Raw genomic sequence first — 15,321 nt, forward strand, 5'->3', positions numbered from 1 at the left:
ATGATGCTCCTCTTCTTCGCCCTCCAGCGTTACTTCTTCAAGGGGGTGGGCGAGGGAGCCGTCAAGACCTGAGGCGTACGCCGCCCCCGGCCCCCCCCCCCGCCCCCCCCCCGCCGCCCCCCCCCCCCCCCCCCCCCCCCCCCCCCCACCGGCATATCCGCTTGAGTTCTCCGCGGCGGGCCACCGGACCCACGGAGGCCGCCGGAAACCGGAGATCGGGGGTGCCACTCGTGCGGATCGGACTGCTCACGGAAGGTGGTTATCCGTATGCGACGGGAGAGGCGAGGCTGTGGTGCGACCGCCTCGTGCGCGGACTGCCGCAGCACGAGTTCGAGCTCTACGCGCTGAGCCGCAGCGCCGAACAGGAGGAACGCGGCCGGGTCGTGCTCCCCGAGCACGTCACCCGCGTCTGGACCGCCCGGCTGTGGGCCCCCGCGGACGACGGCCGCACCTACTCCCGGCGTGACCGCAGGCGGTTCGCCGACTGCTTCGAGGACCTGGTCCGGGGGATCTGCGCCGACGAGGCCGAGCCCTTCGCGGCCGGCCTGTACGGACTCGCCGAACTCGCCCGCGAGCAGGGCGGCCTGGACACCGCCCTGCGCTCCGAGACGGCGGTGCGCGCCGTGGAGGCCGCCTGTCGGGCCCCCGGCGCGCGCCGCTCCGTACGGTGCGCACAGGTCGCGGACCTGCTGGAGTTCACCGACGCCCTGGAGCAGCTGCTGCGGCCGCTGTCCCTCGACTGGTACGAGGACCTGCGCGAGGTGGACGTCTGCCACGCCGCCGCGGGCGGTGTGGCGGCCCTCCCGGGACTGCTGGCCAAACGCTTCTTCGGGGTGCCGCTGCTGGTCACCGAGTACGGGGTCCGGCTGCGGGCGCACTACCTGGAGCGGGCCGGTGCGCCCGAGCGGACCGGCGCGGACGCCGCCCCCGGGCGGCCGGGGGGCGCCGCCGACGGCCCCCGGCTCGCCGTCCGGGCCCTGCTCGCGGCCTTCCACGGACGCCTCGCCTGCGAGATCTACGCCCGGGCCGACCTCCTCGTCGCCGGCAACGCGCACGCCCGGCGCTGGCAGGAGCGCTGCGGGGCCGCCCGGGACCGGATGCGGACGGTGTACCCGGGGATGGAGGCGGACCGATTCGCCGCGGTCGGGGAGGAACCGGACCGCGGGGACCCGGACACGCTCGTCTGGGTCGGCCGGGTCGAGCCCGCCAAGGACCTGATCGCCCTGCTGCACGCCTTCGCCGAGGTCCGCAAGGCCGCCCCGGACACCCGGCTGCGGATCTTCACCACCGCCGTCGTCCCCGGCTACCTCGCCGACTGCCGCTCCCTCGCCGCACAGCTCTTCCCCGACGAGGCCGCCGACGCCGTCACCGCGGGGGAGAACCCGGTCACCTTCGAGGAGATCGGCGGCCCCGACGCCCCCACCCCGGCCGACGCCTGGGGATGCGGGCGGGTCGCCGTGCTCTCCTCGGTGATCGAGGGCTTCCCGATCACCCTGGCCGAGGCGATGCTCTGCGGCCGGGCCACCGTGTCCACGGACGTCGGAGCCGTCTGCGAGGTCATCGGCGGCACCGGCCTCGTCGTCCCGCCCCGCAACCCGCGGGCCCTCGCCGACGCCTGCCTGTCCCTGCTGCACGACCCCGAACGGGCCCGGCGGCTCGGCGCCGCCGCCCGCGCCCGGGCCCTCGAACTCTTCACCGTCGAGCAGAACGTGGCCGCCTTCCGCGACGCCTACCTGTGGCTGCTCGCCCGCGGACCCGGCCGCGCCGACCCCGCCGTCCCCTTCGAACAACCCCCCGAGGCCCGGATCCCGGGCCACTGGACCAGCCCCGCGTGGGCCCCGAACCCGGAGGCCGCGGTATGACCATCGACGAAGCCGCACCGGCCGCACCGGCCGCCGCGGCCCCCCGCCGCCGGGCCGCCGGCGACCCCGTCAAAGTCCTGCTCCACCGCCACCGGGCCCTGTGCGAGCGGGCCGTCGACCCGCTGGAGATCGCCGCCGGGCTGGAGGCGCAGGGCATCACCGACCGCACCGCCGCCCGGTTCCGGCACCGCGACGTGTTCTCCCTCGCCGAGGAGCTCTACGCCCGCACCCCGCGCGAGGACGAACCGCCCGCACCCCCCGCCGACGGCCCCGCCGACGCCCGCGCCTTACGCCGCTTCGGGATCGCCCTGCTCCCCGGGGCCCTCGCCTGCGCGGCGGCGGCCGCCGCGGTGCCGTACGCGGCAGCCGTCACCGCCCTCGCCGCGGCCGCCGCCCTCGTCCTGCCCGGACCCTCCGGGCGGGCCGCCGCAGGCCGCGGCCCCCGGTCCGGCCGGGCCGTCCTGCTGCTCGCCGCGGCCGCCGCCGGCTGGGCCGTCCACCGCCACGGCACCCCCCTCGGGATCGCCCTCGCCCTCGCCGCGGCCCCCGGCCACCTCGCCGCCGCCGGGTACGCCGCCCGGGCCCGGCACCGCCTCGCCGCCAGCCGCGCCCTGGAGGACTTCGCCGACGGGGCCCGGCCGCTGCTCCTCGGCACCGTCGCCGGCTTCACCGCGGCCGCCGCCGGGGCGGCCGTCCTCGCCGGAGCCGCCGTCCCGCTCGCCCTCCCGCTCGCCCTGCTCCTCTTCCTCACCCGGCTGCTGGTCGGCCACGGCGCCTCCCGCGGGCCCGTCGCCGCCGCCCTCGTCCTCGCCCTGGTCCCGGTCACGGCCGCGGTGCCCGCCGCCGCGGCAGGACTCCTCGCATGCGCCGTCCCCGTGCTGGCCCGCGCCTCCGCGCACGCCCGGCCCTGAGCGGCGTACGCCCCTCCGCCCCTCCGCCCCCTGCTCCTCGATGCCCCACGCCCCCACGCCCGACGCCCGGTCCGCCGCTCCCCGCGGCCGGCACCGGAGCACCGAAGCCACCCCCCTTCCCCCACCCCACCGACCAAGGAGACACCGCATGACCGGCCAGCCCACCGACCGAGGGACCGCGCGATGAGGGTGCTGCTGATCGGAGCCAACGGTTACCTCGGCCGCTACGTCGCCGACCGGCTGCTCGCCGACCCCGCCGTCCAGCTCACCGCCCTCGGCCGCGGCGACGACGCCGACGTCCGCTTCGACCTCGCCACCGGCAGCCCCGGCGCCCTCACCCGGTTCCTCGACGCCGTCCACCCCGGCGTCGTCATCAACTGCGCCGGCGCCACGCGCGGCGGGGCCCGCGAGCTGACCCGGCACAACACCGTCGCCGTCGCCACCATCTGCGAGTCCCTGCGCCGCAGCGGTTGCGGCGCCCGCCTCGTCCAGCTCGGCTGCTCCTCCGAGTACGGGCCCAGCCAGCCCGGATCGTCCACCGCCGAGGACGCCGTGCCCAGACCCGGCGGGCCGTACGGCGTCAGCAAACTCGCCGCGACCGAGCTGGTCCTCGGCTCCGGGCTCGACGCCGTCGTCCTGCGGGTCTTCTCGCCCGTCGGGCCCGGCACCCCGGCCGGCTCCCCGCTCGGCAGGCTCGCCGAGGCCATGCGGCGCGCCATGCAGTCCGGCGACGGCGAGCTCAAGCTCAGCGGGCTCGGCGTGCAGCGCGACTTCGTGGACGTACGGGACGTGGCCCGGGCCGTGCACGCCGCCTCGCTCTCCGCCGCCCAGGGCGTCGTCAACATCGGCACCGGCCGCGCGGTCCGGCTGCGCGACGCGGCCGCCGTCCTCGCCCGCGTCGCCGGATTCGGAGGAGCCCTGCACGAGCTCGACGTACCCCACGGCGGACCGCACGCCGGACCCCAGCAGACGCACCCCGGGACCCACGGGCACCACGGCTCCCACGGCTCCCACGGGCACCCGGGCGCCCGGTCCGGAGGCCTCGCCGCCATCGGCGCCCCCCGCTCCGAGGCCACCCCCGAGCAGCTGGCCGCTGCCGCCCCGCCCCCGGCCGCGTACCCCTACCCCGACGGCTGCGGCGCCTGGCAGCAGGCCGATGTGCGCACCGCCCGGGACCGCCTCGGCTGGCGGCCCCGGATCAACCTGGAGGAGTCCCTCGCGGACATCTGGATGGAGGCGGCGTGCCGCATCTGACCACGCAGGCCGCGACACCCGCCGCCACCGGGGCCGGCCGCCTCGGCCTCGGCATCCCCGGCTACGCGCATCCGCTGCTCGCCCCCGTCGAATGGGCCGAGCTGACCCGCCCCGGCACCCCGCTGCACTGGGCCGTGCTCAACGTCACGGACGGGCCCGGCACCCGGCCCGACCCGCACTGCACGGAGGCCGTCGGCCGGCTCCGGGAGGCCGGCGGCACCGTCCTCGGGCATCTCGCGATGCGGGACGGGGCGCGGTCGTTCGGCGAACTCGTCTCCGACGCCCACCGCTTCGTCGACTGGTACCGGGTGGACGGCTTCTACCTGGACCGGACCCCGGCCGGCCCGGCCGAACTGGCCGCGGTGCGCCGCGTCACCGACGCCCTGCGCGGGCTCGGCCGGGGCCTGCGGGTCGTCCTGGGGCACGGCACCCACCCGTACGAGGGTTACGCGGAGGCCGCCGACCAGCTCGTCACCTTCTCCGGGGCGTGGACCGACTACCGCTGGTCGCAGGTCGCCGAGTGGACCGCCGACCACCCGCCGGAGCTGTTCTGCCACCTCGTCCACGGGGTGCCGCGCTCCCACCTGGAGGAGGCGCTGCGGATCGCCCGCTGGCAGGGAGCCGGCACGATCTGGTTCACCGACCGGCGCGGCAGCCGCGACGGGGACCCCTGGGCGTCGATGCCCGCGTACTGGGACGAAATTGTCTCAAGGATCGGACCGGGTGTCTCGGAATGAAGAAGGGCGTGGCAGTGTTACGGGAAGAACCACCGTTCGACTTCCCCATCTACGGAGTCCCCGTGTCGCTGCCACCCCTGGTCGAGCCAGCTGCTGAGCTCACCGTTGACGAGGTCCGTCGGTACTCCCGCCACCTGATCATCCCGGACGTCGGGATGGACGGCCAGAAGCGCCTGAAGAACGCCAGGGTGCTCGCCGTCGGAGCGGGCGGCCTGGGCTCGCCCGCCCTGATGTACCTCGCCGCGGCCGGTGTCGGCACCCTGGGCATCGTCGAGTTCGACGAGGTCGACGAGTCGAACCTGCAGCGCCAGATCATCCACAGCCAGTCGGACATCGGCCGCTCCAAGGCCGAGTCCGCGCGCGACACCGTGCTGGGCATCAACCCGTACGTGAACGTGGTCCTCCACGAGGAGCGGCTCGAAGCCGACAACGTGATGGACATCTTCGGCCAGTACGACCTGATCGTCGACGGCACGGACAACTTCGCCACCCGCTACCTCGTCAACGACGCCTGCGTGCTGCTGAACAAGCCGTACGTGTGGGGCTCCATCTACCGCTTCGACGGCCAGGCCTCCGTCTTCTGGTCCGAGCACGGCCCCTGCTACCGCTGCCTCTACCCGGAGCCCCCGCCGCCGGGCATGGTCCCGAGCTGCGCCGAGGGCGGCGTCCTGGGTGTGCTGTGCGCGTCCATCGGCTCCATCCAGGTCACCGAGGCCATCAAGCTCCTCGCGGGCGTCGGCGAGCCGCTGGTCGGCCGCCTGATGATCTACGACGCCCTGGAGATGCAGTACCGCCAGGTCAAGGTCCGCAAGGACCCCGACTGCGCCGTCTGCGGCCCGAACGCCACCGTCAAGGAGCTCATCGACTACGAGGCCTTCTGCGGCGTCGTGTCGGAGGAGGCCCAGGAGGCCGCGGCCGGTTCGACGATCACCCCGAAGCAGCTGAAGGACTGGATCGACGAGGGCGAGAACATCGAGATCATCGATGTCCGCGAGAAGAACGAGTACGAGATCGTCTCGATCCCCGGCGCGAAGCTGATCCCCAAGGGTGAGTTCCTGATGGGCTCCGCGCTCCAGGACCTGCCGCAGGACAAGCGCATCGTCTTGCACTGCAAGACGGGTGTCCGCAGTGCGGAAGTCCTCGCGGTCCTGAAGTCCGCGGGCTTCGCCGACGCGGTCCACGTCGGCGGCGGCGTCATCGGCTGGGTCCACCAGGTCGAGCCGCAGAAGCCGGTCTACTAGCAGCCGGTCCGTCCGGACCATCCGCACCACGGAAGGGCCCTGCCGCGCGAACGCGGCGGGGCCCTTCGCCTGTCGTCCGTCACGCCTGTCGTCCGTCACGCCTGTCGTCTGTCACGCCTGTCGTTCGTCAGGCCTGTCGTCCGTCACCTGGCGCCCGTCGTCCGTGCTCCGTCCGCGCCGGCGGCCGCGGAGAGGGGGCCCGTCGGGGCGGTGGGGGCCGTGGGCGTGGTGGGGGCCTTGGTGGGGGCGGCCGTGCACACCGTGCCGGCGGGCGGCACCTTCCCGTCCAGCAGGTAGGAGTTCACCGCCTGCTGCACGCACGGGTCGCCGCTGTTGTACGCCCCGTGCCCCTGCCCCTTGTAGGTGAGCTCCACGCCGACTCCCGGGCCGAGCCGCTCGACCATCTCGCGGGCCCCCTCGTACGGGGTCGCCGGGTCGCCGGTGTTGCCGATCACCAGGATCGGGGCGGCGCCAGGCGCCGACACGTCCGGGTTCTCCCATGCGCCCGCCACCGGCCAGCCGGTGCAGCTCATCAGGGCCCAGCCGAGGAAGTCCCCGAAGACGGGGGACGCCGCCCGGAACTCCGGCAGCCTGGCCTTGGCCTGGGCGAGGTCGAACCGGTCCTTGAAGTCGGCGCAGTTGATCGCCGTGTTGGCGGCGCCGATGTTGCTGTAACGGCCGTTGCGGTCCCGCCCGTTGAGCGAGTCGGAGAGGAACATCAGCAGCTGCCCCTGCCCGCCCTCGGCCTCGTCGATCCCCTGCTCCAGCAGCGGCCACAGCTCCTGGGAGTACAGGGCCTGGGCGATCCCGTTCGTCGCGGCGGAGTCCGTGAGCATCCGGTCGCCGATACCGGGGATCGGCTTGTCGGCCAGGCTCTTCTGCAGCCGGACGATGGTGTCCTCGATCTCCTTGACGTTGCTGCCCTGGAGCCGGCACGCGTCGCCGCGGTCCACGCAGTCCTGCGCGAAGTTGCGGAGGGCCAGCTGGAAGCCCTTGGCCTGGTCGAGCGCGCCCTCCTCGGAGCCGTTGGCCGGGTTCACGACGGCGTCGAAGACGGCCCGCCCGACGTTCTTCGGGAACAGGTGGGCGTAGACCCCGCCGAGCTCGGTGCCGTAGGAAATCCCGAAGTAGTGCAGCTTCTCGTCGCCGAGGGCCTGGCGGATCCGGTCGAGGTCGCGGGCCGCGTTCTCGGTGCCGACGTACGGCAGCACCTTCCCGGAGCGCGCCTTGCAGGCCGCCTGGTAGCGCCGGGCCGCATCCGTGAAGGACTTCTCCTCCTGCGGCGTCTCGGGGGTGGAGTCCTGCGCGTAGTACCGGTCGAGCTGCTGGTCGGTCTCGCACAGCACGGGCACGCTCCGCCCGACCCCGCGCGGGTCGAAGCTCACCAGGTCGTACCGCTCGCGCAGGGCCCCGTAGTCCTTGGCGGCGCCGGGCAGCGTACTGATCCCGGACCCGCCGGGCCCGCCGAAGTTGAACACAAGCGACCCGATCCGCTTCTCCTTGTCCCGGGCCCGGGCCCGGATCAGCGCGATCGGAATGGTCTCGCCCTCCGGCTTCGCGTAGTCGAGCGGCACGTGCAGCGTGGCGCACTCCCAGCCCTTCGGCGGTGCCGGCCCGCCGCCCTGCACGGCATCGGGCGCGGAGCACTCGCCCCACTTGAGCGGCGCGGCCCCCTCGGTCCCCCCGGCCCGGGGCGTCGTCCGCTCCTCCCCGCCGGAACACGCACTGACCGCCACCAGTGCCCCGGCGAGGGCAACGACACCGGCAAGGCGCAGCACGTTCGTCGACATACCCCCATCCTGCGTCCGCGCCCCGCACCCCGCCCGCGCACGGACCCGTTCGGGCGGCGCCCCAGCGGCGCCCCGCAGGGTCGCGGGGAACTGCGCGATCAGCCGCAACCGGGCCGCAGACGACCGCCGGACCGTCGCCGGGCCGTCGCGGCACGCGGAGCGCTCAGATCGCTTCCTTGCGGGTCAGGTAGTTGAAGGACACCCAGCCGGGGAGGACGGGCAGCCAGAACGTCATCAGCCGGAACAGGAGGACCGCCGAGATGGCGACCTCCTTGTCCAGGCCGGCGGCGATCAGGCCCAGCGTCAGCGTGGTCTCCACCGCGCCGATGCCGCCCGGCGTCGGCGCCGCCGAGCCGAGCGCGTTGCCCGCGAGGAAGACCACGGCGATGCTCGCGTAGCTGAGCGCCTCGCCGCCCCCGAAGGCGCGGACCGACGCGTCCAGGCACATCACGAAGCAGCCGGTCAGCAGCACCATGCCGCCGATGCCGGTCAGCAGCTTCTGGGGCCGCTGGAGCACGTCCAGCATGCGCGGCACCACACCGGCGAACAGCGCCCGCACCCGGGTCACGACGAACTTCCGCAGCAGCGGCACGGCGGTGACGACGAGGACCAGCACGGCCACCGTCAGCAGGCCCGCGATGACCGTCCGGGACGGGGTCATCTCCGGGGTCTTCTCGGTGCCCGTCAGATAGCCGAAGGACAGCAGCAGCAGGATGTGGCACGCCAGCCCGAACAGCTGCGAGGCGCCCACGCTCGCCACGGCCAGGCCGGGCCGGACCCCCGCCCGCTGCAGGAACCGCGCATTCAGCGCGACACCGCCCACCGCCGCCGGGGCGACCAGCTTCACGAAGGACCCGGCCACCTGCGCGACCACCGTCCGCAGGAACGGCACCCGCTCCGGCACGAAGCCCAGCAGGCTCATCGCCGCGGCGACGTACGAGAGCGCCGAGAAGGCCAGCGCGGCCCCCACCCAGCCCCACTCCGCCTGGCCGACGATCGTCGCGAAGTCCACGTGGGCCAGCTGCGTGAGCAGGAAGTACGCGCCGAACGCGCCCGCGATGAACGACACCAGCGTGCGCGGCCTGATCCGCTCCAGCCGGGCCGGCTCCACCGGGGCCTGCGGCCGGATCAGCAGCACCTGCCGGCGGATCTGGCTCAGCAGGTCCTCCTCGCGGGCCCCTTCCAGGGCGTCGTCCAGCGCCCTCTTCTCCGCCTTGCGGTCCGCGGCGCGGTCCGCGGCCGAGACCGCTCCGTCCTTCGTCCCGGCCGCCTCCTCCCGCGCGGCCTTCGCGGCCCGCGAGGACTCCAGGACGGCCTCCCGCTGCCGGTCGGCGCGCTCCCGGGCCAGCTTGCGCAGGGTCGCCCGGGTGGACCGGCTCAGCGCGATCGGCTGGAGCAGCGGCAGACAGTCCGCGACCGCGTCCGGGCCGAGCACCGACACCGCCGAGGCCACCGCCCGCTCCGCGCCGACCCGCAGGCCGAGCGTGGTCAGCAGCTGGGCGATGTCCATCCGCAGGACCAGTTCGCCGGCCGCGATCTCGCCGCCGCGCAGGTCGGTGAGGACCACGTTGCCGGAACGATCCACCAGCAGTGCGTCGCCCGTGAGCCGGCGGTGGGCGATCCGCCGCGACTGCAGGGCCCGTACCTGCTCCCAGGCGTTGTGGGCGAGGCGGTCGGTGATCTCCGCGTCGGTGAGGGAGTCCAGGGGCCGCCCGTCCAGGTGCTCGTACACGAGCATGACGGCGTCCGGGCCGAGCTCGGAGGTGGCGATCAGCTTCGGCGCGTTGGCCCCGGCCGCGATGGCCGCGTACGCGAGCAGCGCCTCCTGCTCCAGCGCCTGGCGCAGCGACTGCAGGCTGCGCCGGGTGGTGATGCCGCGCAGGGTCATCCGGCGCCACACCCGGTAGAAGAACCCGTGGGCCTGCTGCTCGCGGTCGACGACGGTGACGTCGAGCGGCGGGCCGTCCTCCAGGGTCACGTGGTAGCGGCGGCCGCGGTCGCTCGCCTCGGAGGCGTCGGCGCCGTCGGCGATCTCCGCGCGCGCCGCGCTGACCGGCTGGAAGCCGACGTGGCGCAGGCCGGCGAGGAGGTGCTGCCCGGTCGGGCGGACGTTCGGCGAGCCGACCGCGTACAGCGTCCCGTATGCGACGCTCCAGCCGATCAGCACGGTCAGGATGATCGAGAACGGGGTGGTGTAGCCGCTGACGAGCATCGCGAACGCGTCGAGCAGCAGCACCACCCACAGCGCGACCCGCCAGCGCGGCCGGCGTGTCATTCCCACCGCGGTCATGTACGCGATCACGGGCGCGAGGTAGCCGTGCACCGGGTCGGTGAGGGCCCCGCCGCCCCCGGCGGCCCGGGTGAGGGCGTCCTGGATGGAGGCGGGGGCGCCCTCGGAGACCCACAGGTCCGTGGCCAGGGTCACCCCGTGGGCGAGGACGGCGGCGAGCACGCCGTCGGCGATGCGCAGCCCGTCGCGTTTGATCAGCCGCTCGACGGCGAAGGCGACGGGCACGAGCAGGACGGCGATGCTCGACACCAGGCCGGCGACCTGGATCAGCAGGTCGGGGGCGGCGCCGGTGCCCTGGCTGATGTCGGCTTCGAGGCCGGCGGTGGTGCCGTGCGCGAAGGCGGCGATGGCGAGCACGACGGCGATGCCGAGGACGCCGACGAGGAGGCGGACCAGGTCGGAGGGCCGGTGCACGCGGGCGGCGAGCAGCGGCTCGTCGACCTCCACGACCTCGGCGGGTTCGGCGGGTTCGGCGGGTTCGGCGGGCTCGGCCGGACCCGCGGGTCCGGTGGGGCCGGGGGCTCCGGATCGCCCGGAGGGCCCGCCCGGGCGCGGGCTCGGCTCCGGGCTCGGCTCCGGTCGCGGCTCCGGATGAGGGCGCGGCTCTGGGCGCGATCCGTCGTCCTCGGTCGCGCCGTCCGGAGGGCTCACACCCTGCTCCTTCGTCGTCACATCCGTCTCTTCTTGATCACGTATCACCAGTCACCGCCCGGAAGATGGTGGCACGGACCGGCGGGCGCGGGGGGCAGCAGGGTGCGCGCCGGTACGGAACGAAACACTCCGCAGACGCCTCCGCGACGTGCGGCACCATGGGCGGAATGAGCGAGGAGCTGCCCGCGTACGCGGAGCGCGTGCTGGACGTGGCCGAGCGGATTCCGCCCGGCCGGGTGATGACGTACGGGGACGTCGCCGAGTGGCTCGGCGAGGGAGGGCCGCGCCAAGTCGGCCGCGTGATGGCCCTGTACGGGGGAGCCGTGCCCTGGTGGCGCGTCGTACGGGCGGACGGGCGCCCCCTGCCCGGCAGCGAACACCGGGCCCTGGGGCACTACCGGGCCGAATCCACCCCGCTGCGGCTGACGGCCGACGGCGAGGCGCGCCTGGACATGCGGCGGGCCCGCTGGGACGGGAGCGGCCCGGGGGCCGAACGGGACGAGGGTCACATCTGACAGCTTCGTCCACAGGACGCCCCGGAGGGGAGTGGGCCGCCGGTGCGGAGGACCGCACGGGGGAGCCGCGGCCGCCCGCCCCCGACGGCTCCCGCGGCCCGCGGCGGGGGCCCGCCCGGCACCCGGAGCGACCCGCCCGGCACCCGGTGCGGTACCCGGAACAGCACCCGGTGCGGTACCCGGTGCGGCGCCCGGAGCGGCACCCGGAGCGGCACCCGGTGCGGTACCCGGTGCGGCGCCCGGAGCGGCCGACCGCGCCCGACCTCGGCGAACTGCGCGGGGCGTCCCGCTTGCCGTAGCGTTGCCTCTTCGGCATGCGCCGAGGCAGCAACCGCAGCAGACCCACCAGGACCGGCACCCCACGTGATCACCTCTTTCCCCGACCGCTCCCAGCGTCGGCGTACGCGGACCCCGGATGCGTACCGCCTCGTGCGCGGCGAGCCGCGGCGGGTGGAGTCCCCTGTGCTGGACGCAGCACAGCAGGCGGTGGTTGATCACACCACCGGACCGCTGCTGGTCCTCGCCGGACCCGGCACCGGCAAGACCACCACCCTCGTCGAGGCGGCCGCGGCCCGCGTCGAAGCCGGGACGGACCCCGCCCGCATCCTGATCCTCACCTTCAGCCGCAAGGCCGCCGTGGAACTCCGCGACCGGACCGCCCTGCGGCTCGGCGGCGCCCTCGCCCCGCAGGCCACCACCTTCCACTCCTTCTGCTACGGGCTGGTCCGCGCCCACCAGGACACCGACCTGTTCGCCGACCCGCTGCGGCTGCTGTCCGGTCCCGAGCAGGACGTCATGGTCCGCACCCTGCTGGAGGGCCAGCGCGAGATCCGGTCCATCCGCTGGCCCGACGACCTGCGGGCCGCGCTCACCACGCGCGGCTTCGCCGACGAGGTCCGCGCGGTCCTCGCCCGCGCCCGCGAGCTGGGCCTCGGCCCGGGCGCCCTGGACGCGTTCGCCTCCCGCCAGGGCCGCCCCGACTGGAAGGCCGCGGCCGCCTTCCTCTCCGAGTACCTGGACGTCCTGGACATGCAGGGCACGCTCGACTACGCCGAGCTCCTCCACCGCGCCGTCCTGCTCGCCGAGCGGACGCCCGCGCTGTCCGCCGCGTACGACGTGATCTACGTGGACGAGTTCCAGGACACCGACGCCTCGCAGCTCCGCCTGCTCCAGGCCCTGGCCGGGCCCGGCGGCACCCTGGTCGCCTTCGGCGACCCGGACCAGTCGATCTACGCCTTTCGCGGCGCCGACATCAACAACACGCTCGACTTCCAGGGCGCTTTCCCCGGCGCCGCCGTCCGCGCCCTGACCGTCGGCCGCCGCTCCGCCGCGAACCTGCTCGCCGCGACCCGCCTGCTGACCACCCGCATGCCGGTGCCGCGGCTGCCCGCCGACGCGGTCCGGGCCCACCGCGGGCTCGCGCCGACGCGGGACGGCGGCCGGGTCGAGGTGTACACGTACCCGACGGCCGGCGCCGAGCTGGACAACATCGCCGACATCCTGCGCCGCGCCCACCTGGAGGACGGCGTGCCCTGGCAGGACATGGCCGTCCTCGTCCGCGCCGGCGGCCGCACCCTGCCGGCGATGCGGCGCGCCCTGATCGCGGCCGGAGTCCCGGCCGAGACCGACGGCGCGGACATCCCGCTCCGCCACGAGCCCGCGGTCTCCCCCCTCCTGACCGCCCTCCGCGCCGCAGCCCTGGCCACACCATCCCTCACCACCGCCCCCGCAGAGCTCGCCGAAGCCCCCGAGGAGGCCGGAACGTCCGCCTCGGCCGAGGCGGCAGATGTGGCAGACGAGGCGGAGGTGCCCGAGGCGGCCGAAACGTCCGAGGCAGCCGAGGCGGCACGGGCATCCGAGGTGGCAGAGGCGCCCGTACTGCCCGAGGTGGCAGAGGCGCCCGTACTGCCCGAGGCGGCAGAGGCGCCCGAGCTGCCCGAGGCGGCAGACGCGCCCCAGGCGGCAGACGCGGCCGAGCCCGCCCCGGCGCCAGGGGTGCCCGAGGCGGTAGGCGTGGCCGGGCAGGCCGGGCAGGCCGGGCAGGCCGGGCAGGCCGGGGTCGTTGGGGGTGGGGTTGATGTCGGGTGGGTCGGGGTCGAGGCGGCGTTGACGCTGCTCACCTCGCCGCTCGGGGGCATGGACGCCGCCGACCTGCGGCGGCTCGGGCGTGCGCTGCGCGACGAGGAGCGGGCCGCCGGGGTCACCGTGCCCGCGCCCTCGGACGTGCTGCTGGCCCGCGCCCTCGCCGAGCCGGAGCGCCTCGTTACGCACGACCCGGCGTACGCCCGGGGCGCGCAGCGCCTCGGGCTGCTCCTGCGCAAGACCCGCGAGCTGCTCCAGGGCGGCGGCACCGCCGAAGAGGCCCTGTGGGCCCTCTGGGACGGCACCCCGTGGCCGCAGCGGCTGGAGCGCAACGCCCGCCGCGGCGGCCCGGCCGGCCGCAACGCCGACCGGGACCTCGACGCCGTCTGCGCCCTCTTCGACACCGCCTCCCGCGCCGAGGAGCGCACAGGCGGCCGCGGCGCCCTCAACTTCCTCGAACAGCTCGATGCCGAGGACATCGCCGCCGACACCCTGACCCGCCGCGCCACCCGCCGCGAGGCCGTCCGGATCATGACCGCGCACCGCTCCAAGGGCCTGGAGTGGCAGCTCGTCGTCGTCGCCGGCGTGCAGGAGGGGCTGTGGCCCGACCTCCGGCGCCGCGGCTCCCTCCTCGAAGCCGACCGGATCGGCCGCGACGGACTCGCCGAACCCCTCGGCCCCGGCTCGCTCCTCGCCGAGGAGCGCCGCCTGTTCTACGTCGCCGCCACCCGGGCCCGCGAGCGGCTCGTCGTCACCGCCGTCAAGGCCCCGGCCGAGGACGGCGACCAGCCCTCCCGCTTCCTCACCGAGCTCGGGGTCACCCCCAAGGACGTCTCCGGCCGTCCGCGCCGCCCCCTGTCCGTCCCCGCGCTCGTCGCCGAGCTGCGCGCCACCACCGTCGACCCGGACGCCTCGCCCGCGCTCCGCGACGCCGCCGCCCGACGCCTTGCCCGCCTCGCCGCGCTCACCGACGAGGACGACCGGCCGCTGGTCCCCGCCGCGCACCCGCAGCGCTGGTGGGGCCTGTACGAGCCCACCCGCAGCAGCGTCCCGCTCCGCGACCGCAACCGGCCCGTCACCCTTTCGGGCAGCGCCCTGGACCAGCTCGCCAACACCTGCTCCCTCCAGTGGTTCCTGGGCCGCGAGGTCAAGGCCGACGCCCCGGCCACCGCCGCCCAGGGCTTCGGCAACGTCGTCCACGTCCTCGCCGACGAGGTGGCCTCCGGCCGCACCCCCGCCGACCTCGCCGTCCTCATGGAGCGCCTGGACTCGGTCTGGGACGCCCTCGCCTTCGACGCGCCCTGGAAGTCCCGGCAGGAGAAGGACAACGCCCGCGCGGCCCTGGAACGCTTCCTGCGCTGGCACACCACCGACCGCGGGGGCAGGGCGGCCGTCGCCACGGAGCACGACTTCGACGTCACGCTCGAAGCGGGCGAGTACGCCGTCCGGGTCCGGGGCTCCATGGACCGGGTCGAGGCGGACCCGCAGGGGCGCGCGTACGTCGTCGACTTCAAGACCGGCAAGTCCGCGCCGACCAAGGACGAGGTGGCCCGGCACCCGCAGCTCGCCGTGTACCAGCTCGCCGTCCGCGAGGGCGCCGTCGACGAGGCCTTCGACGGCACGCGGCCCGCGCCGGGCGGCGCCGAGCTGGTCCACCTGCGCCAGGGCGCGGCCGTGCGCGACGGCGGCGCCACCGTCCCCAAGGTCCAGGGGCAGGAGGCGCTCTCGCCGGGATCCTCCGGCGAGTGGGTCGGCGACCTGCTGGCGACCGCCGCCGGCCGGGTCCTCGACGAGCGGTTCGCCCCCGCGCCCGGCCGGCACTGCGGCCACTGTTCCTTCCGCAGCGCGTGCAGCGCCCGCCCGGAGGGCCGCCAGACCGTGGAGTGACCCGGTCGGACCCGGTCGGACCCGGTCGGACCTGGTCGGATCCCATCGGACCCGGTCGCGGACCGCGGAGTGACCCGCGTCGCAGCCGCCCGGGGTGTGAG

At 75.5% G+C, this 15,321-nt stretch carries 9 protein-coding genes; 7 read left to right on the plus strand and 2 right to left on the minus strand.

All coding sequences use genetic code 11. The annotated features are described in order from the left end of the window. The first annotated feature begins 230 nt into the window (after positions 1-230). The 5 genes from pelF (at position 231) to moeZ (ending at position 6,005) form a co-directional block, all read left to right on the plus strand. Positions 231-1,862 carry a GT4 family glycosyltransferase PelF gene (gene pelF, locus ACIQUT_RS24185; protein WP_403565808.1) on the plus strand — a complete coding sequence of 544 codons (1,632 nt, stop codon included), beginning with the start codon at positions 231-233 and terminating at the stop codon, positions 1,860-1,862. Beyond that, positions 1,859-2,773 (plus strand): hypothetical protein, encoded by a 915-nt coding sequence (locus tag ACIQUT_RS24190; RefSeq protein ID WP_403565555.1) that lies wholly within the window; start codon positions 1,859-1,861, stop codon positions 2,771-2,773. Before pelF ends, ACIQUT_RS24190 begins: the two co-directional genes overlap by 4 nt. 183 nt (positions 2,774-2,956) lie before the next feature. After that, positions 2,957-4,027: an NAD-dependent epimerase/dehydratase family protein gene (locus ACIQUT_RS24195; protein ID WP_403565556.1), complete on the plus strand. Its 1,071-nt coding sequence runs from the start codon at positions 2,957-2,959 to the stop codon at positions 4,025-4,027. Beyond that, positions 4,015-4,764 carry a spherulation-specific family 4 protein gene (locus tag ACIQUT_RS24200; RefSeq protein ID WP_403565558.1) on the plus strand — a complete coding sequence of 250 codons (750 nt, stop codon included), beginning with the start codon at positions 4,015-4,017 and terminating at the stop codon, positions 4,762-4,764. The genes ACIQUT_RS24195 and ACIQUT_RS24200 overlap by 13 nt, the downstream gene beginning before the upstream one ends. A 62-nt stretch (positions 4,765-4,826) precedes the next feature. Then, a complete protein-coding gene (gene moeZ, locus ACIQUT_RS24205) occupies positions 4,827-6,005 on the plus strand; it encodes an adenylyltransferase/sulfurtransferase MoeZ (RefSeq protein WP_403565559.1) in 1,179 nt (392 codons plus the stop codon). A 143-nt stretch (positions 6,006-6,148) separates the two neighbouring features. Here moeZ and ACIQUT_RS24210 read toward each other — a convergent pair whose 3' ends face one another. Both ACIQUT_RS24210 and ACIQUT_RS24215 read right to left on the minus strand, forming a co-directional pair. Further along, positions 6,149-7,795, minus strand: a complete 1,647-nt coding sequence (locus ACIQUT_RS24210; RefSeq protein WP_403565561.1) for an alpha/beta hydrolase — start codon at positions 7,793-7,795, stop codon at positions 6,149-6,151. Between the two features lie 163 nt (positions 7,796-7,958). Further along, positions 7,959-10,736 carry a YbhN family protein gene (locus ACIQUT_RS24215; protein ID WP_403565562.1) on the minus strand — a complete coding sequence of 926 codons (2,778 nt, stop codon included), beginning with the start codon at positions 10,734-10,736 and terminating at the stop codon, positions 7,959-7,961. Between the two features lie 167 nt (positions 10,737-10,903). On the opposite strand from ACIQUT_RS24215, the gene ACIQUT_RS24220 reads away from it, so the two are divergent. Both ACIQUT_RS24220 and ACIQUT_RS24225 read left to right on the plus strand, forming a co-directional pair. Then, positions 10,904-11,251, plus strand: coding sequence for an MGMT family protein (locus ACIQUT_RS24220; protein WP_403565564.1), 348 nt, complete (start codon positions 10,904-10,906; stop codon positions 11,249-11,251). Positions 11,252-11,614: 363 nt separating this feature from the next. Further along, the gene (locus tag ACIQUT_RS24225) at positions 11,615-15,220 is read left to right on the plus strand and encodes an ATP-dependent helicase (protein ID WP_403565565.1); all 3,606 of its coding nucleotides are present in this window, start codon (positions 11,615-11,617) and stop codon (positions 15,218-15,220) included. Positions 15,221-15,321 lie beyond the last annotated feature (101 nt).

Source organism: Streptomyces sp. NPDC090445 (genome assembly GCF_044769385.1).
GTDB lineage: Bacteria > Actinomycetota > Actinomycetes > Streptomycetales > Streptomycetaceae > Streptomyces.